Origin of the sequence: Sphingomonas sp. 1F27F7B (genome assembly GCF_005503355.1) — a bacterium.
Lineage (GTDB): Bacteria > Pseudomonadota > Alphaproteobacteria > Sphingomonadales > Sphingomonadaceae > Sphingomonas.
Genome location: NZ_SCMK01000016.1, coordinates 71,295 through 86,811 on the forward strand (window position 1 = coordinate 71,295; position 15,517 = coordinate 86,811).

Sequence of the window (15,517 nt, forward strand, 5' to 3'; positions counted from 1 at the left end):
TTCCGCGCCGGCGCAGACCGGCTGCTGGGTATCTAGGCCAGGGGAGGCGATCCCGGCATGGGAGGCAGCCTGCGGCGCAAGCGCCGCAGCCAGGACGAGGAGAACAGAGGAGCTGCGGCGCATCGGATGTTCCTTTCGCGTGCTCAGTAGCGGATCCGGACGCCGAAATAATATTGCGGGCCGCTCTCGCTCACCTCGGCGATCGAGTCGTAGCCGCCCTTGTAGAACACGTCCTTGGTGTTGGTGACGTTGAGCGCCTGGAGCTTGATCTGGACGTTCCTGGTCAGGTCATACTGGGCCGACAGGTTCAGATAGCCTGCATCCTGCACGCCGCGATTCGTGCCGCTGTTCGGCTTGAAATAATGCGAGCGGTAGCGATACATCGCGCGCAGCGAGAAGCCCTTGCGCTCCCAATAGACCGTGCCGTTGGCGACATATTTGGAGAGGCCGATCAGGTTCTCCGGATCGAGATAGAGCGCCAGCGTCGACGTGTCCGGATATTCGAAGTTCGCCAGGGCGATGTTGAGCGAGCCGTTGACGCCGAACCCGCTCAGGATGCCGGGCAGCCACGAGAAGTTGTGGCTGCCGGTGAATTCCACGCCGTAGAGGTGACGCAGCTCGGGATCATTCGCCGGCGCGATCACGTTGACATTGTAGTTCGCCTGGCTGGGCGCCCCGCCATCGACCACCGTCGTGATGGCGATCGTCGTCGGGATGCCTGCCGAGCGCGAGATCACCGAGCCGCGCAGCCATTTGTAATAGCCCGCGATCGAGAAGAGCGTATCGCGGCTCGGATAGAATTCCAGGCTGAGATCCGCATTCCAGGCACGCATCGGCTTCAGGTTCGGATTGCCGCTGGTCGGGTTCAGGATGATGTTGGCCGCACCCGTGCCGGCAGCCTGGGGATTGAGCGCGATACCCGCGCCGAAGCTCTCGATCGGCGAGCGCGACAGGGCGCGATAGCCGGCGGCGCGCAGCTTGATCTTGCTCGACAGGTCGAAGGCCAGGTTGAGGCTGGGCAGCCAATATTGATATTCGCCCTTCAGCGTATCCGTCTGGATCGTGCCGCTGGGATCGGCCGCGACGGTATAGTTGTCCGACGTGCTGTCGATCGTCACCTTGTACGGCAGGCGATAGCCAAGCGAAGTGATGCTGGTCTTCACATAGCGCAGGCCGATATTGCCGCTGAACGGCGTGTCGCCAAGGTCGCCGCCGAAGCTGGCCATCGCATAGGCGGCGGTGATCTTCTCGGTCACGTCGATGTCGCTGGGATCGCGGCTCTCCGCCGGCAGCGGCAGCGCATCCGAGCCGGTAAAGGCCCGGTAGAGGCACTGATTGTCGAAGGTCGCCCAACTGGTCAGGTTGGTGTTGGTGGTCGGGAAATATTCCGTGGCGGGAAAGCCGCGCCGGCAATTGGCGTTGGCGTTGCCGATGATCTGCGCGACGGTCATGCCGCCATAGGGCAGGATCGTGTTGAAATCGTTGTTGCGATTGTTGTCCAGCGTGCGCTGGTGCTCCGAATAGCGGCCGCCCGCCTTGATCGACTTGATGAAGCCGCCATCGGCGAAGCGATATTCGCCGTCGAGCCGGCCGGCCCAGATATCGTCCTTGCGATCGGTGACGAAGCGATTGCGCGCATAGACCGCGGTGTTCGCGTTTGCCCCGAAGGCGGCCGGATCGTTGACGTCGAAATTGAAGAAGGTGACGCGCGGGACGATCGGGCTTTCCGAATAATCCAGCTCATAGCCGACGCGCGTGGTGGAGCGCATGCGGGTGGCCTTCTGCGTCTCGGTGCGGTGCGAATCCGAGAAGCTGGCATCGCCGGTGATCACGAAATTGCCCGGCTTCCAGGTGACGGTGGCGCCGCCGCCCTTGTAGGTCTCGTTGCGCTCGCGCAGCTCGAGCTGGTTCTCGATGTTCGAATTGCCGCTGTACTTGATCAGCGCGCCCTTGCTGAAGCCGTTGGTGCCGTCGCCGATGAGGATCGGCTTCACGCCGCGCAGGCCCTCGGCGATCGCGAGGATGTTGCGGTCCTCCGTCGATTCGCGCTTCGACCATTGGCCATCGATCGAGATGTCGAGATTGGGCGCCGGGCGCCACTGGAGCGCGCCGATCACTGCGTTGCGCAGTTCCTGCGTGTTCTGCTGGCGGAAGCTGCGCGACTGGGTGGTATAGTAAGTGGCGCCGATCGTCTCGCCGCTGCGCGGCGCGCCGCCCATCTGGCAATTGACCGTGGCGCCCTGGCCGGCGATCGCCGTGCCGTTGTTCGCCGAGGTGTTGCACGGCACGAAGGCCGAGTTGCCGTTGTAATAGTCCTCCGGCGCCGCGACGTCCTGGCGCTGATAGCCGATCGCGATGCCGATCTCGCCGATGCCGGTGCGGAACTGCTTCACCAGGCTGGCATTGGCGCGATAGCCCAGGCCGTTGCGGCCGATGATCGCATCGTCCTTGGGCAGGTACGAGCCGCGGATCTCCGCCTGGAAGCGCGACTTGCCATAATCGAGCGGGCGCATCGAGCGCAGCTCGATCACGCCGCCGATGCCACCTTCGAGGAAGTCGGCGCGCTGGGTCTTGTAGACGATGACGCCGTTGACCAGCTCCGAGGGGAATTGCTGGAAGGCGACGGAGCGGTCCAGGCCTGCAGTCGAGACTTCGCGGCCGTTGAAGGTGGAGAAGCTGAGCGTCGGGCCGAGGCCGCGCACCGAGAGCTCGTTGGCATTGCCCTTGAAGCGATCGGCCGAGACGCCGGTGATGCGCTCCAGCGTATCACCCACGCTGTTGTCCGGCAGGGCGCCGATCTCGTCGTTGACGATGCCGTCGAGCACCACATCGGCATTGCGCTTCACGTCGATCGAGCTGCGCTGCTCCGCGCGCGCGCCGGTGACGATGATGGCCTGTTCCGCATCCTGGGGCGCCGCATTGTCCGCCTGGGCGGACTCGGGCGCAGCCTCGGCGGTCTGCGCATGGGCCGGCATCACCGCACAGGCGGATGCCAGCAACGCCAGGCGCAGCGAGTTGCGTCCGAAAGCGGAAAAAACAGTCCCAGGCATGGAATCTCCCCGTCAGTATATTACGCCCGTTTTCGGGTCAGATGGCTTGGTAAGGCCAATTTGGCACCGGTGTCAACCCAATTGGCCAGCGCGGATGCCCCGGATCGTAACGGCCGTCACTTGTAGCTTAGCGACCAGGTCAGGGTGAGCGGTGCGGCAAGCCGCCTTGCCGCCAGCGTGCAGCGGACCAGCGAGGCGAAGGCCCCGCTGGGCGCGCGATATTCCCCTCCCGTTGCCGGACCGGCCGTGCAGCCGTCATAGCCCGTGGCCGAGAAGCCGGTCACTTCCCCTGCCCCGAACGCCACGGCGCCGGGCCCGACGCTGCGCGGATCGCCCGAGAAGCCGGCGAACTCGAGCGCGACGCCGGCAAGGTCGACGGGTGCGGCGGCGCGATAGACATCCGTGCGCGTTATCCTGCCCGGCGCGAACTCGTAGCGCGTGCTTACGGTGATGCGCTTGTCGACGACCGGCGCGTTGCCGCCCATCCGGTCCATCGCGTCCTGTCGCCAGCTGACGATCGTGCGATCGCCCCGGCGCTGCCAGGTGATGCCGCGGAACCAGGCCAGCGGCATCAGCATGCCGCCATCGGCGAGCGCGAAGCGCGGCGTCAGCTGGGGGAAGCTCGCATCCGCCGATCCCTGGAGCATCCCGCCCGCGAACGGGATCGGAAAATAGGGATTGTGCATGTGCTGGTCTTCGGCGCCGTTGATGATGGGCAGGCCGATGACATGGCCGCGATCGCGCAGCGTGAGCAGCGCACGATCATGCTCGCCCCGCGCGAACCAGGTGAAGCGGACGGCCGGCAGCGTCTTCAGCCACGCCGCATAGTCGGGCGACGGTGCGGCTCGCTTGTAACCCAGGGCGTTCCATAGTGCGTTGGTGTAGATGTACTGCCGCGCCAGGCTCAGATTCTCGCCGAGGATCCGGTGCTTGCCACGATAGCCGTCGGTACGCCGGCCCCGATCCCACAAATTCACCGAGCCGGTCGCGGGATCGAGCCAGAAATCGGCGTAGCGCGCGGCGATCCGGCTGGAGAGCGCATAGGCCATGTCGCGTTCCCGCGGAGCAAGTACGCCGAGCCTGGCGGCAGCGGTCAGCACTTCAAGAAGCGCCGTCTCGCCATAAGTGCCGATGCTTCGGCCATATTCCCAGCCCTCGCCGGTGAGCGTCGCGCGCGCCAGCATCAGTTCGGCGGACCTGCGCAGCCAGGCCTTCACTTCCGGGGTGGGCGTCATGCCCGTCTCGATGAAGCGCTGGGCGATTTCGCCGATCAGCAGCACCGAGTAGCGATCGAAGCGGCCATGTCCGTCGGTCTCGTCGGCAAAGCCATATTTGCCCGAATAGATGCGGTAATGCGCAATCATCCGCTCGAGCAGCGCCTTGGACCCCACCTCGTCCTCCCAACCGAGCAGATAGCGCAGCCGCGCGACGCTGAAGGCGACGCCGTAATAATTGTTCGGCAGGCCGTGCAGCAGGTCGAGCGACCGCACGTCGACGAAGCTGCGCCAGTCGAGACGCTGGCGGAGGCGCGCGAGCGTGTCCGGGCGCACCGCCGCTTCGAGCAGCCCGGCCTGCTTCAGCGCATGGAGAGCGGAGATGTAATAATAGATGCCCCAGGTGTCGTTGGGGTCGTCGATCGTGAGGTCCGCGATCTCACGATAGCCGGCGAGATATTCGGCCAGGCGCGGATCGCCGCGAGGGGTGTCGAGAAGCAGATAGGACAGGCCGGAAGCGATCTTGCCGGGGAGGAACTTGTCGCCGCTGTCGAACACCGGCACGCCGTCGAGCCGCATGCCACGCTTCTCGCGCAGCAGCTGGTGGAGCAGGCCCGCCAGCTGCGGCATCAGCCGATCCTCGATCGTCGCATCCATCGACGGCGCAGTGACGTAGACGGGGCCGTGCGGTGCCGGCGCGGCCTCCTGCGCGGCAGCGGCAGCCGGGCTTGCGAGCGACGCGAGACAGGCGGCGCCGAACAGCGCGCGCGAGCGATTCTTCAATTGGCCTCTCCTTTTGGTCAGGCCAATTTCCATGTCACGGTAATCGGTGTCAAGCCACATCGCCGCCAAATCTATGCGTGGCCCGCGTCGAAGCGGACGCCGGCGGGCGGGGCCTAGCCGCACGACACCGCGCACCGCCTACCGCCCGGGGTGAGGTCTCATTCAGCGAACCGCGTCATCCCCGCGAAAGCGGGGATCCAGGGTAATGCGGGATATCGGCATCACCGTGCGAACACCGTCCGGAGAGGACGAGATCTGCCACACCTGCTCCGCGCTTGGCCCTGGATCCCAGCCTGCCCGGAGATGACGAAAGAAATCAAGATCTTGATCGAGGCCTCACCCCAAGCCAAGCGGGAGAGGCCCGGCCTCAGGCCGAACCGATCTTGAGCCGCTGGGCGACGCTGTTCCGGCGCGCGTCGATCTCGCTGCGGGCGCGCTCCATCGCCTCGAGCTCGGTGGCTTCGAGCAGATCGTCGACCACGCCGCGCAGATGGAGGCGCATCGCATTGCGGGCGGCATGCGGATCGCGTGCCTTGAGCGAATCGAGGATCGGACGATGCTCCTCCACCCGCGGCGTGATGCCGCCCCGCTTGGCGCGCGCGAACATGTTGGCGGCAAGCGGCGACTTGGTGCGCAGATCCCAGAGATACTCGACCACGCTGCGGATCGCGGCATTGCCGGTGGCGTTGGCAATGGCAAGGTGGAAGCGGTGATCGGCATCCATCACGGCGGGCTCGTCCGAATCATCGGCCCCCATGTCGTGCAATATCGCTTCGAGCTCCTCGATCTGCTCGTCGGTGATCGAGACTGCGGCCAGGGCCACCGCCTCGCCTTCGAACAGGATGCGCGCTTCGGTCAGGTCGAAGGCACCCACATCGAAATTGAGCGCATCGGCACGCTCGCCGCTGCCGTGATCGCGGCGGGTGACATAGAGGCCCGAGCCGTGCCGCGCCTCGATCCAGCCCTTCATCTCGAGCGCGATCATCGCCTCGCGGATCGTCGGCCGGCTGACCTTATACTCCTCGGCCAGATCGCGCTCGCCCGGCAGGCGGCTGCCCGGCGACCAGCGCCCGGCCTCGATCGCATCGGTGATCGAGGCGGCCACCCGCTGGTAGAGCTTGTTGCCGGTAATCTTCATCGCACCCTCATCGTTACACTACCTCGTAGGTTGACACGATAGGTCATACAAGTGGATATTGGCCTGACCACTCCAGGGGGTTTCGTTTTGCCACGTATCACTGCCGCCCGCGTCATCGTGACGCGCCCCGGCCGCAACTTCGTAACGCTGAAGATCGAGACCGACGAGGGCGTCTACGGCCTTGGCGACGCGACGCTGAACGGGCGCGAGCTGGCGGTGGCCAGCTACCTGACGGACCACGTGATTCCGTGCCTTGTCGGCCGCGATGCGCACAGCATCGAGGACATCTGGCAGTATCTCTACAAGGGCGCCTATTGGCGCCGCGGCCCGGTGACGATGACTGCGATCGCGGCGGTCGACATGGCGCTGTGGGACATCAAGGGCAAGCTGGCCGGCATGCCGGTCTACCAGTTGCTCGGCGGTGCGGCGCGCGAAGGCTGCATGGTCTATGGCCATGCCAATGGTAGCGATATCGCGGAAACCATCGAGCGCGCGCAGGAATATCTGGAGCAGGGCTATCGCGCCGTGCGCCTCCAGTCCGGCGTGCCGGGCATGGCGACGACCTATGGCGTGTCGGGCGAGCGCTTTTATTACGAGCCGGCCAAGGGATCGCTGCCCGAGGAATCGCAGTGGAGCACGGCCAAGTACATGCGCTTCGTGCCCGAGCTGTTCCAGAAGGCGCGCGACGCGCTGGGCTGGGACATCCATCTGCTCCATGACGTCCACCATCGCCTCACCCCGATCGAGGCCGGGCGACTGGGCAAGGACCTGGAGCCCTATCGCCTGTTCTGGCTCGAGGACGCGACGCCCGCCGAGAACCAGGCCGCCTTCCGCCTGATCCGTCAGCACACCACTACGCCGCTGGCGGTGGGCGAGATCTTCAATTCGATCTGGGATGCCAAGCAGCTGATCGAAGAGCAGCTGATCGACTATATCCGCGCGACCGTGGTGCATGCCGGCGGCATCACCCATCTGCGCCGGGTGGCGGCGCTCGCCGATCTCTACCAGGTGCGCACCGGCTGCCACGGCGCGACCGACCTGTCGCCGGTATGCATGGCGGCCGCGCTGCACTTCGGCCTCTCGATCCCCAATTTCGGCATCCAGGAATATATGCGCCATTCGGAGGAGACCGATGCCGTCTTCCCGCATGCCTATCGCTTCGGCAACGGGCTGATGCATCCGGGCGACAAGCCGGGCCTGGGCGTCGACATCGACGAGGCGCTGGCGGCGAAGTACGAATATAAGCGCGCCTATCTGCCGGTGAACCGGCTGGAAGACGGGACGATGTTCAACTGGTGAGCCGGGGCGCCGGGCAAGCTCCCTACGGCGCGCGACCGGCGACTCGCCGAAGTTCGGCCAAGCGCGGGGTTTTCGGCGCGCTATTTTCCCTATTTTCCCGGGAACGCGCCCCATCTCGCAACATGATTGCGGGCGCGTGATCCTATTTCCCCAACGAGGCAAAGAGCGGTCGGGCATTGCACCCGACCACGCCGGCCGAGCAGGCGAAATCCTACATTGCAAGGAGCTAGGGCCAAACCTCGATCAAGGCCTTGATTTCTTTCGTCATCCCCGCGCAGGCGGGGATCCAGGGCCAAGCGCGGAGCGAGGGTGGCAGGCCCCGTCCTTTCCGGACGGCGTTCGCGGGATGGCATCGATATCCCGCACTACCCTGGATCCCCGCCTGCGCGGGGATGACAAGGTTTGCTGAACGAGTCTTGACCCTAGCAAAGTCCCTCCCTCGCTTGCGGGAGAGGGAAAGATCGCTTCAGCCTTCGTCGACCGGTGCCCCGGGGCCGTTCTTCAGGATCGACTCGATCGCGTTCTTCGCGTTCGCCTTGCTCGAATAGCCCTCGGTCCAGAAGATCACTTCGCTGTTGTATTTGAACTTCGCGACATATTCGCCGGCCTTGTTCTGCTCGATCACGAACTTGTGTGCCATTGGCTTTCTCCCGAACTCGAACGGCTAACTCGCGTTAGCTTGCGAAACGTGCGGGCGAATAGACCTCCGGGTCAATAGCCGCCACGGCCGGATCGGGCGAAACGCCAAGCAGCAGCGCCGCGGCGAGCTTCGCCGCGGCCGGCGCCGTCTGGATGCCGAAGCCGCCCTGGCCGGCGCACCAGAAGAAGCCCGGCGCGCCCGCATCGAAGCCATAGACCGGCAGGCGATCGGGGGCGAAGGTGCGCAGGCCCGCCCATTTGTGCTCGAGCTTTTCGACGCGCCAGTCGACGACATGCTCGAACCGGTCGATCGCGGTGGCGACGTCGATATCCTCGGGCCGGGCGTCGCAAGGCGGCGTCGCGATTTCGTCATGGGGGCTCAGCCAGATCCGCCCGCCCGCTTCCGGCTTCCAATAGAAGCTGCCGCCGATATGCGCGACCATCGGGCTGCCCGGCGCGGGCGCGGGATCGGTCTTCAGCTGCATGATCGTGCGGCGATAGGGCCGGATGCCAAGCGGCTTCGCCCCCGCCATCTCCGCTACCGGATCGGCCCAGGCACCCGCCGCATTCACCAGGATCGCGGCATCGAAGGGGCCGGCCCGGGTCTCAAGCTTCCACCCGCCATCCGCGCGCCGCGCGGATAGGAGGCCCGCATCGGTCAGCAATTCCGCCCCGGCCCGCTTCGCGGCGGCGAGCATGTCGCCGTGCAGGCCGCCGACATCGATATATTCGCAGCTCGGCTCGAACACGCCGAGCGTCCATTCGGGGCGCAGGCCCGGTATCCTCGCCCGGGGATCGACCGGGTGCAGCGCCACCCCCGTCCCCGCGAACTCGGCGATAAAGGCATCGATCGCCGCCGCCTCGTCCGCCCGGCCGACATGAAGCGAGCCCATCGGCTCCAGATAGGGACGCAGCATCGCGCCCGAGGCCGTGGTGAGCGGCTGGACGGCCGGCCCGCCATAGCTTTCCGACCAGAAGGCGGCGGATCGGCCCGTGGCGTGATAGCCGGCGCGCACCTCCGCCTCGAGCAGCAGCACGCGCGCATGGGGGGCGAGCTCGGCCGCGAGGCTGGCGCCGGCGATGCCGGCTCCCACGATCGCTACATCATGCGCCATCAGCGCCGCTGGGCGCGCGCGGCGAGGAACAGGTCGATCTCGCCGATCGCGCGATTGCGGACCCGGTCTTCCTCGCGCAGAATCTCATGCGCGCTTTCCTTGCCGAAGCTGACGATGCGGGCATCGGGAAGCTTCGGCACGATCCGGAGCGCCGCCTTCGCATCGACCAGGCCGTCCGCCTTGGCGACGAGGGCGAGCACCGGCACCGGCATCTTCCGAAGCTTCGGGTTGCCCGCCAGCTCGCGCATCGACTTGAACGCCTGGATCAGCCAGCGCCAGCTCGGCGGGCCGGTGACGATCGCGGGATCGTGCTGCTGCCACCAGATCTCGTCGGCATAGCGATCGGGATCATGGGTGAGCAGGTTGGCGCGGGTTTCGGTGGTATAGGGCTTCTCGTTGCTCTTCCAGGCGGGCCGGGTGCCGTCCCCCAATCCCCCCAGGATGCGCGCGGCGCGCTCGGCAAACGGCCCCAGCGCGCTCTTCACGCCCAGCATCGGCGCGACGATCACCGCGGCATCGGGGCGGATCGCGCCCTCGACCAGCCCGCGCAGCACCAGATGGCCGCCCATCGAATGGCCCATCACCACGTGCGGGCCCGGCGTCGCGGCTTCCCAGTCGAGGTAAAAGGCGCGCAGATCGGCAATGAAGCTGTCGAAGCTGTCGATGTCGCCGCAATTGGCCGCCGCCGTCAGCCGGCCCGATCCGCCCTGGCCGCGCCAGTCGAACGACGTGATCGTCCAGCCCTGGTCGTGCCAATGGTGGAAGGCCTCGAGATACTTCTCGAAGATGTCGCCCCGCCCGCCCTGGAACAGGATCGAACCGCGCGGCGTCGCGGTCTCGGCGGGCCAGGCGAAGGCGCGCAGCTGCCAGCCGTCGGGGGCCGTCCAGCGATGCACCTTGGCCCCTGCGGGAATGGTGCGGCGGATATCCGGGTTTTCACGCATTGGGCTTGGTTACGTTTTGATAAGCCGTCCCGTCTAGGACTTTGGCTCATATGGGGGAATGGGTCGTCACTTTGCTGCTCGTGGCACTTGCGCTGCTGCTCGTCTCGGCGGGCATCCAGGATGCGCGCTCGCGCGAGATCGCCGACTGGAAGAACGCCGCCATCGCATTGATGGCGCCGCTCTGGTGGTGGGCGAACGGGCTGGCGCTGTGGCCGGACGTGGCGATGCAGGCGGGATTGGCCGCGCTGGTCTTCGCCTTCTTCGTCGGCGCCTTCGCGCTGGGGCAGATGGGCGGCGGCGATGTGAAGATGATCGGCGCGCTCGCCCTGTGGCTGCCGGTGCAGCCGCTGGTGTGGATGCTCGTGCTGATGTCGCTGATCGGCGGCGGAGTCACGCTCGTCATGGTGATCGAGCGCTGGTTTCGCCGGGGCGCGGGGGGACCGCTGGAGATCCCCTATGGCGTCGCCATCGCGATCGCGGCGCTGCTGGTTCTCCGCGAACCGATTTTTAACCAGTTCGGATGAATAATTAACGCTGGCGCAACCACAAACGCCCGCGTTTTTGAGAAGGCTTGGGAATAGCGAAATGGATGCACGCAAGCTGATCCTGCTCGTCGGCGCGCTCGTCGTGGCGGCCATCACCGCGTTCATGGCGCGCAACCTGATGAGCGGCGCGCCCGCGCCCCAGGCCGGTGCCGTGCCGGCGGCGGTCCAGCCGCAGAACACCACCGAAGTGCTCGTCGCCAAGCGCGAGCTGCCGGTGGGCACCATCCTCGACGCCCAGTCGCTGGAATTCCGCCCCTGGCCCAAGGAGCTGGTCGAGGGCGCCTATTATGTGCGGAGCGAATCGGATCCGGCCAAGCTGGTCGGCACCGTCGTGCGCTTCCCGATCCCCGCTGGCCAGCCGGTTACCCAGGGCGCCCTGGTCAAGCCCGGCGACCGCGGCTTCCTGGCCGCCGCGCTCGGCGCCGGCATGCGCGCGGTGACCGTGCCCGTCTCGACCCAGAGCGCAGTCGCCGGCTTCGTCTTCCCGGGCGACCGCATCGACCTGATCCTCACCCAGTCGGTGAGCGGCGGCGGCGACGGACCCGCGCTCAAGGCGTCGGAGACGGTGCTGCGCAACCTGCGCGTGCTCGCCACCGACCAGAAGACCGACAAGCAGACCGACGACAAGGGCAATACGATCGTCAACACCTATTCGACCGTCACGGTCGAGGCGACGCCCAAGATCGCCGAGAAGATCGCAGTGGCCCAGACCATCGGCACGCTCTCGCTTTCGCTGCGCTCGATCGCCGACAATCAGGGCGAGCTCGAGGACGCGATCGCGAACGGCGATGTCGAAGTGCCGAGCGATCCGAAGAAGGAAAAGGAAATGATCGCCAAGGTGGCACGGGCGCCGCAGGACGGCGCGACCACCTTCGCCACCGGCGCCGATGTGTCGCGCTTCCAGCGCAGCACCGTGCCGGCCAAGCTGCACGACATGGGCCCCGCGGGCGTCTCCGGCGCACCCGGCGCCGCGCCCGCGCAAGGCTATCCCGGCGCCGCGACTCCGCGCGGTCCGGTCGTGACCATCGTTCGCGGCAATGCCGAGACCGCCGTTGCTCTGGGGGGCAGGAACTGAGATGACACGCAAGCTTCTTCTGAGGCGCTCGCTCGCAGCGATCGTGTCGACCGCACTGGTCGGCGCGCCGGCGACCGGCTTCGCCCAGACCGGCAAGGCCAAGCGCCCCAATCCGGCCCGTGCCAACCCGAACCGCGCGAATGTGGGCATCGCCAACCTGCCCCCCGGCTCCCAGCGGCCGGCCAGCGAGATCCTGCTTTCGACCGGCCAGGGCGAGCTGATCACGCTGCCCGCCAATGTCGCCAACGTCTGGACCTCCAATCCGTCCGTCGCCGACGTCTATGTGAACAATCCGCGCCAGATCCATCTGTTCGGCAAGGATTTCGGCGAGGCGACGGTGTTTGCGACCAGCGCCTCGGGCGCGGTGGTCTTTGCCACCAATGTCCGCGTGGCGCAGAACATCACGTCGATCGACCGCATGGTGAAGGTCGCCATGCCCGATGCGGACATCCAGGTGACCACCGTCGGCCAGATCGCGGTGATCAACGGCACGGTGAAGTCGCCGCAGGACAGCGAGCAGGCGCAACGCCTGGTCACCGGCCTGCTCAACCCGGGCGTCAACGTCAACGATGCCAATGCGCAGCTCAAGATCGCAGTGATCAACCGGCTGAGGACCGCCACCCCGCTCCAGGTGCAGCTGCAGGTGAAGTTCGCCGAGGTGAGCCGCAGCTTCGTCAAGAACATCGGCGTGAACTTCACCACCAAGGACCCGACCGGCGGCTTCCAGTTCGGCCTGGCCCAGGGCCGCAGCCCGGGCTCGTTCTCGGCGACGGACCTCGCCAAATATCCGACCGCGACGATGACGCAGAACGGCGTCACCATCACCGGCGCCTATGATCCCTCGACGGGCCGGTTCGTGAATCCGCGCGCCAGCGGCCTGGCCGACATCACCCGCGGCTCGGACAATGCCACCATGGGCCTGGCCGGCAAGCTGTTCGGCCTCGACGTGCTCTCGGCGATCGATCTCGGCGAGACGATCGGCCAGGTGACCACACTGGCCAACCCGAACCTCACCGCCCAGTCGGGAGAGACCGCGAACTTCCTCGCCGGCGGCGAGATTCCGATTCCGGTCGCGCAGGGCCTGGGCACCACCACGGTGGAATACAAGCAATATGGCATCAGCCTGGCCTTCACCCCGACGGTGCTCGCCGATGGCCGCATCTCGCTGCGCGTGCGCCCCGAAGTGTCGCAGCTGACTTCGGCCGGTGCGGTGCAGCTCAACGGCGTCACCATCCCCGCGCTCAGCACGCGCCGCAGCGAAACCACGGTCGAGCTCGGCTCGGGCGAGAGCATGGTGGTCGGCGGGCTGCTGCAGAATTCGCAGAACAATTCGATCACCAAGACGCCGGGCCTGGGCGACGTGCCGATCCTGGGCGCGCTGTTCCGCTCGAACGGCTTCCAGCGCAACGAGACCGAGCTGGTGATCGTGATCACCCCCTATCTGGTGAAGCCGGTCAACGCCAACCAGATCGTCCTGCCGACCGACGGCTACAAGGCGCCGAACGACTTCGACCGCATCTTCATGGGCGCCCTGTCCAGCCGCGACAAGAATGGCGAGCGCCCCAAGCCGAGCATGGCACCGGCGGACGGCCAGCCCTCGGTCGGCGCCTATTCGCCCGCGCCCGCCGGCCAGCCGGCCGCGCCCGTGCAGACGGCGCCCGCGCCGCAACCCAACCGCAAGCAGAAGAAGGGCGGCTCCGCGGCCCCCGGCTTCGGCTTCTGACCCGATGCGACTGACGAGGAGATCGCCCGTGCTTCCGCGCTTCACTCCCCTGCTCGTCCCGGCGCTGCTGCTCGCCGGCTGCGGGACCTATAATGGCGGCGTGGAATCGGTCCACCAGCCGATCGTCCAGCGCAACGACTATGTGCTCGACCTGCAGACGGCGGGCTATGGCCTGGCACCGGGCGAGAGCCGGCGTCTCGCCGGCTGGATGTCGGCGATGAGCCTGCGCTACGGCGACCGGGTCGCGATCGACGACGGCGCCGCCGGCGCCACCGGCCGCGACGAAATCGCCGCCGAGGCCGGCCGCTACGGCCTGATCCTCGCCGATCGCGCGCCGGTCACCGCCGGCCAGATCGCCCCGGGCACGGTTCGCGTGGTGGTTACCCGGATGGCCGCCAAGGTGCCGGGCTGCCCGGACAATTCGCGCCCCGCCGAATATACGTTCGAGGCGAGCACCAGCTCGAACTATGGCTGCGCCACCAACAGCAATCTTGCCGCGATGATCGCGGATCCGGCCGACCTCGTCCGTGGCGTCGCGGGTTCGCCGACCGCCGATCCGGTCACCTCCTCCAAGGCCATCGGCGCGCTGCGCGCGGCGGTGCCCTCGGGTAGTGGCGGCAAGGTCGACGCCGGTTCGGGGAGCCCCAAGTGAACGCACCATTCAATCCCGCCCGCGCCGGGCATCGCGATCCGTTCGTTGCGTTCGTCTGCGACGAGACGACGGCGGAGATCCTGCGCCCGATCGCCGTCGAGCTGGGCTGGTCGCCGGAAAAGGTCAACAAGGGCGGGCTGCGCAACGCAGTCCAGACCCTGTCGGTGTCGGCGAGCCCGAACATCCTGTTCGTCGACCTTTCCGAGAGCGGCGACCCCCTCAACGACATCAACGCGCTCGCCGAAGTCTGCGAGCCGGGCACGATCGTGATCGCATCGGGCCAGGTGAACGACGTGCGCCTGTATCGCGACCTCGTCGCGAGCGGCATCCACGACTATCTGCTCAAGCCGTTGAACCCGGATGCGCTGCGCGATGCCTTCGCCCAGGCGCAGGCCGCGCTCAACGCGCCCAAGCAGGCCGAGACCGGCACCGATCGCCCGCATTGCGCGGTGGCGGTGATCGGCACGCGCGGCGGCGCCGGCGCCTCGACGCTCGCCACGTCGCTCGCCTGGCTGCTGGGCGAGCGCCAGGGCCGCACGACGGCGCTGCTCGACCTCGACGTGCACTTCGGCACCGGCGCGCTCGCGCTCGACCTCGAGCCCGGCCGCGGCCTGACCGACGCGATCGAGAATCCCAGCCGCATCGACGGGCTGTTCATCGAGCGCGCGATGGTGCGCGCTTCGGATCGTCTCGCCGTGCTCAGCGCCGAAGCGCCGATCCACTCGCCGATCATGACCGACGGCGCCGCCTTCTATCAGCTGCAGGAAGAGATCCGCACCGCCTTCGAGTGCACCGTGGTCGACCTGCCGCGCTCGATGCTGGTCAACCATCCGCACCTGATCACCGACGTGCAGGTGGCCGTGCTGGTGACCGAGCTGACGCTGGCGTCCGCGCGCGACGCGATCCGCATCCTCAGCTGGTTCAAGTCGAACGCGCCGCAGACCCAGGTGATCGTGGTCGCCAACAAGATCCAGCAGGCGGCGGTGATCGAGATCAGCCGCAAGGACTTTGAAGGCTCGATCGAGCGCAGGATCGATTTCCTGCTGCCCTTCGATGCCAAGCTGGCCTCGCAATCGGCCAAGCTGGGCAAGCCGCTCGCCGAAGTGGGCAAGGGCAACAAGGGCGTCGCCCCGCTTGCGGACCTCGCCCAGCGCATCGCCGGCATCGCCGATTCGGGTGCCGATGAAGCCGGTGCCGGCAAGGCGAAGGGCAAGGGCGACAAGCCCAGGGGCGGCGGCTCGCTGCTCGACAAGTTCAAGGCGAAGATGCCGGTCAAGGCAAAGAAGTAACCATTGCGCGGCTAGGCTGCGCCAGGATCGGTCAAGCGGAGTTGGTGCGGC

12 protein-coding genes are annotated in these 15,517 nt (G+C 67.0%); 6 read left to right on the forward strand and 6 right to left on the reverse strand.

Annotated elements, in window-relative coordinates:
- Positions 1-143: 143 nt before the first annotated feature.
- From FFS08_RS15445 to FFS08_RS15455, 3 genes are all read right to left on the reverse strand, one after another.
- Positions 144-3,050 (reverse strand): TonB-dependent receptor, encoded by a 2,907-nt coding sequence (locus tag FFS08_RS15445; RefSeq protein ID WP_137863154.1) that lies wholly within the window; start codon positions 3,048-3,050, stop codon positions 144-146.
- A 116-nt stretch (positions 3,051-3,166) separates the two neighbouring features.
- On the reverse strand, positions 3,167-5,047 hold the full coding sequence (locus FFS08_RS15450; RefSeq protein WP_212742026.1) for a hypothetical protein: 1,881 nt from the start codon (positions 5,045-5,047) through the stop codon (positions 3,167-3,169).
- Between the two features lie 367 nt (positions 5,048-5,414).
- Complete coding sequence (locus tag FFS08_RS15455; protein WP_137863155.1) at positions 5,415-6,185, reverse strand: FadR/GntR family transcriptional regulator; 771 nt, start codon at positions 6,183-6,185, stop codon at positions 5,415-5,417.
- 87 nt (positions 6,186-6,272) lie between these two features.
- On the opposite strand from FFS08_RS15455, the gene manD reads away from it, so the two are divergent.
- A complete protein-coding gene (manD, locus tag FFS08_RS15460; protein ID WP_137863156.1) occupies positions 6,273-7,484 on the forward strand; it encodes a D-mannonate dehydratase ManD in 1,212 nt (403 codons plus the stop codon).
- Between the two features lie 466 nt (positions 7,485-7,950).
- On the opposite strand, the gene FFS08_RS15465 is transcribed toward manD, so the two are convergent.
- Genes FFS08_RS15465 through FFS08_RS15475 form a run of 3 tightly spaced genes read right to left on the reverse strand, consistent with a single transcriptional unit; the run spans position 7,951 to position 10,182 of the window.
- The gene (locus FFS08_RS15465; RefSeq protein ID WP_137863157.1) at positions 7,951-8,124 is read right to left on the reverse strand and encodes a YegP family protein; all 174 of its coding nucleotides are present in this window, start codon (positions 8,122-8,124) and stop codon (positions 7,951-7,953) included.
- A 34-nt stretch (positions 8,125-8,158) separates the two neighbouring features.
- Positions 8,159-9,238, reverse strand: a complete 1,080-nt coding sequence (locus FFS08_RS15470) for an NAD(P)/FAD-dependent oxidoreductase (protein WP_137863158.1) — start codon at positions 9,236-9,238, stop codon at positions 8,159-8,161.
- The gene (locus FFS08_RS15475; RefSeq protein ID WP_137863159.1) at positions 9,238-10,182 is read right to left on the reverse strand and encodes an alpha/beta fold hydrolase; all 945 of its coding nucleotides are present in this window, start codon (positions 10,180-10,182) and stop codon (positions 9,238-9,240) included. The genes FFS08_RS15470 and FFS08_RS15475 overlap by 1 nt, the downstream gene beginning before the upstream one ends.
- Positions 10,183-10,232: 50 nt before the next feature.
- On the opposite strand from FFS08_RS15475, the gene FFS08_RS15480 reads away from it, so the two are divergent.
- From FFS08_RS15480 to FFS08_RS15500, 5 genes are all read left to right on the forward strand, one after another.
- Positions 10,233-10,706 (forward strand): A24 family peptidase, encoded by a 474-nt coding sequence (locus FFS08_RS15480; RefSeq protein ID WP_137863160.1) that lies wholly within the window; start codon positions 10,233-10,235, stop codon positions 10,704-10,706.
- 61 nt (positions 10,707-10,767) lie between these two features.
- The gene (gene cpaB / locus FFS08_RS15485; RefSeq protein WP_137863161.1) at positions 10,768-11,802 is read left to right on the forward strand and encodes a Flp pilus assembly protein CpaB; all 1,035 of its coding nucleotides are present in this window, start codon (positions 10,768-10,770) and stop codon (positions 11,800-11,802) included.
- Between the two features lies 1 nt (position 11,803).
- Positions 11,804-13,525 (forward strand): type II and III secretion system protein family protein, encoded by a 1,722-nt coding sequence (locus FFS08_RS15490; protein WP_137863162.1) that lies wholly within the window; start codon positions 11,804-11,806, stop codon positions 13,523-13,525.
- Between the two features lie 28 nt (positions 13,526-13,553).
- Complete coding sequence (locus FFS08_RS15495) at positions 13,554-14,177, forward strand: CpaD family pilus assembly protein (protein WP_331483265.1); 624 nt, start codon at positions 13,554-13,556, stop codon at positions 14,175-14,177.
- Positions 14,174-15,466 (forward strand): CpaE/TadZ family protein, encoded by a 1,293-nt coding sequence (locus FFS08_RS15500; RefSeq protein ID WP_137863164.1) that lies wholly within the window; start codon positions 14,174-14,176, stop codon positions 15,464-15,466. The genes FFS08_RS15495 and FFS08_RS15500 overlap by 4 nt, the downstream gene beginning before the upstream one ends.
- Positions 15,467-15,517: the final 51 nt, after the last annotated feature.

Excerpts from the sequence above, each read along its gene's own strand:
- cpaB (WP_137863161.1), top strand. The coding sequence starts at position 10,768 with ATGGATGCACGCAAGCTGATCCTGCTCGTCGGCGCGCTCGTCGTGGCG.
- FFS08_RS15465 (WP_137863157.1), bottom strand. The coding sequence starts at position 8,124 with ATGGCACACAAGTTCGTGATCGAGCAGAACAAGGCCGGCGAATATGTC.
- FFS08_RS15490 (WP_137863162.1), top strand. The coding sequence starts at position 11,804 with ATGACACGCAAGCTTCTTCTGAGGCGCTCGCTCGCAGCGATCGTGTCG.
- FFS08_RS15455 (WP_137863155.1), bottom strand. The coding sequence starts at position 6,185 with ATGAAGATTACCGGCAACAAGCTCTACCAGCGGGTGGCCGCCTCGATC.
- FFS08_RS15445 (WP_137863154.1), bottom strand. The coding sequence starts at position 3,050 with ATGCCTGGGACTGTTTTTTCCGCTTTCGGACGCAACTCGCTGCGCCTG.
- FFS08_RS15475 (WP_137863159.1), bottom strand. The coding sequence starts at position 10,182 with ATGCGTGAAAACCCGGATATCCGCCGCACCATTCCCGCAGGGGCCAAG.
- FFS08_RS15480 (WP_137863160.1), top strand. The coding sequence starts at position 10,233 with ATGGGGGAATGGGTCGTCACTTTGCTGCTCGTGGCACTTGCGCTGCTG.
- FFS08_RS15470 (WP_137863158.1), bottom strand. The coding sequence starts at position 9,238 with ATGGCGCATGATGTAGCGATCGTGGGAGCCGGCATCGCCGGCGCCAGC.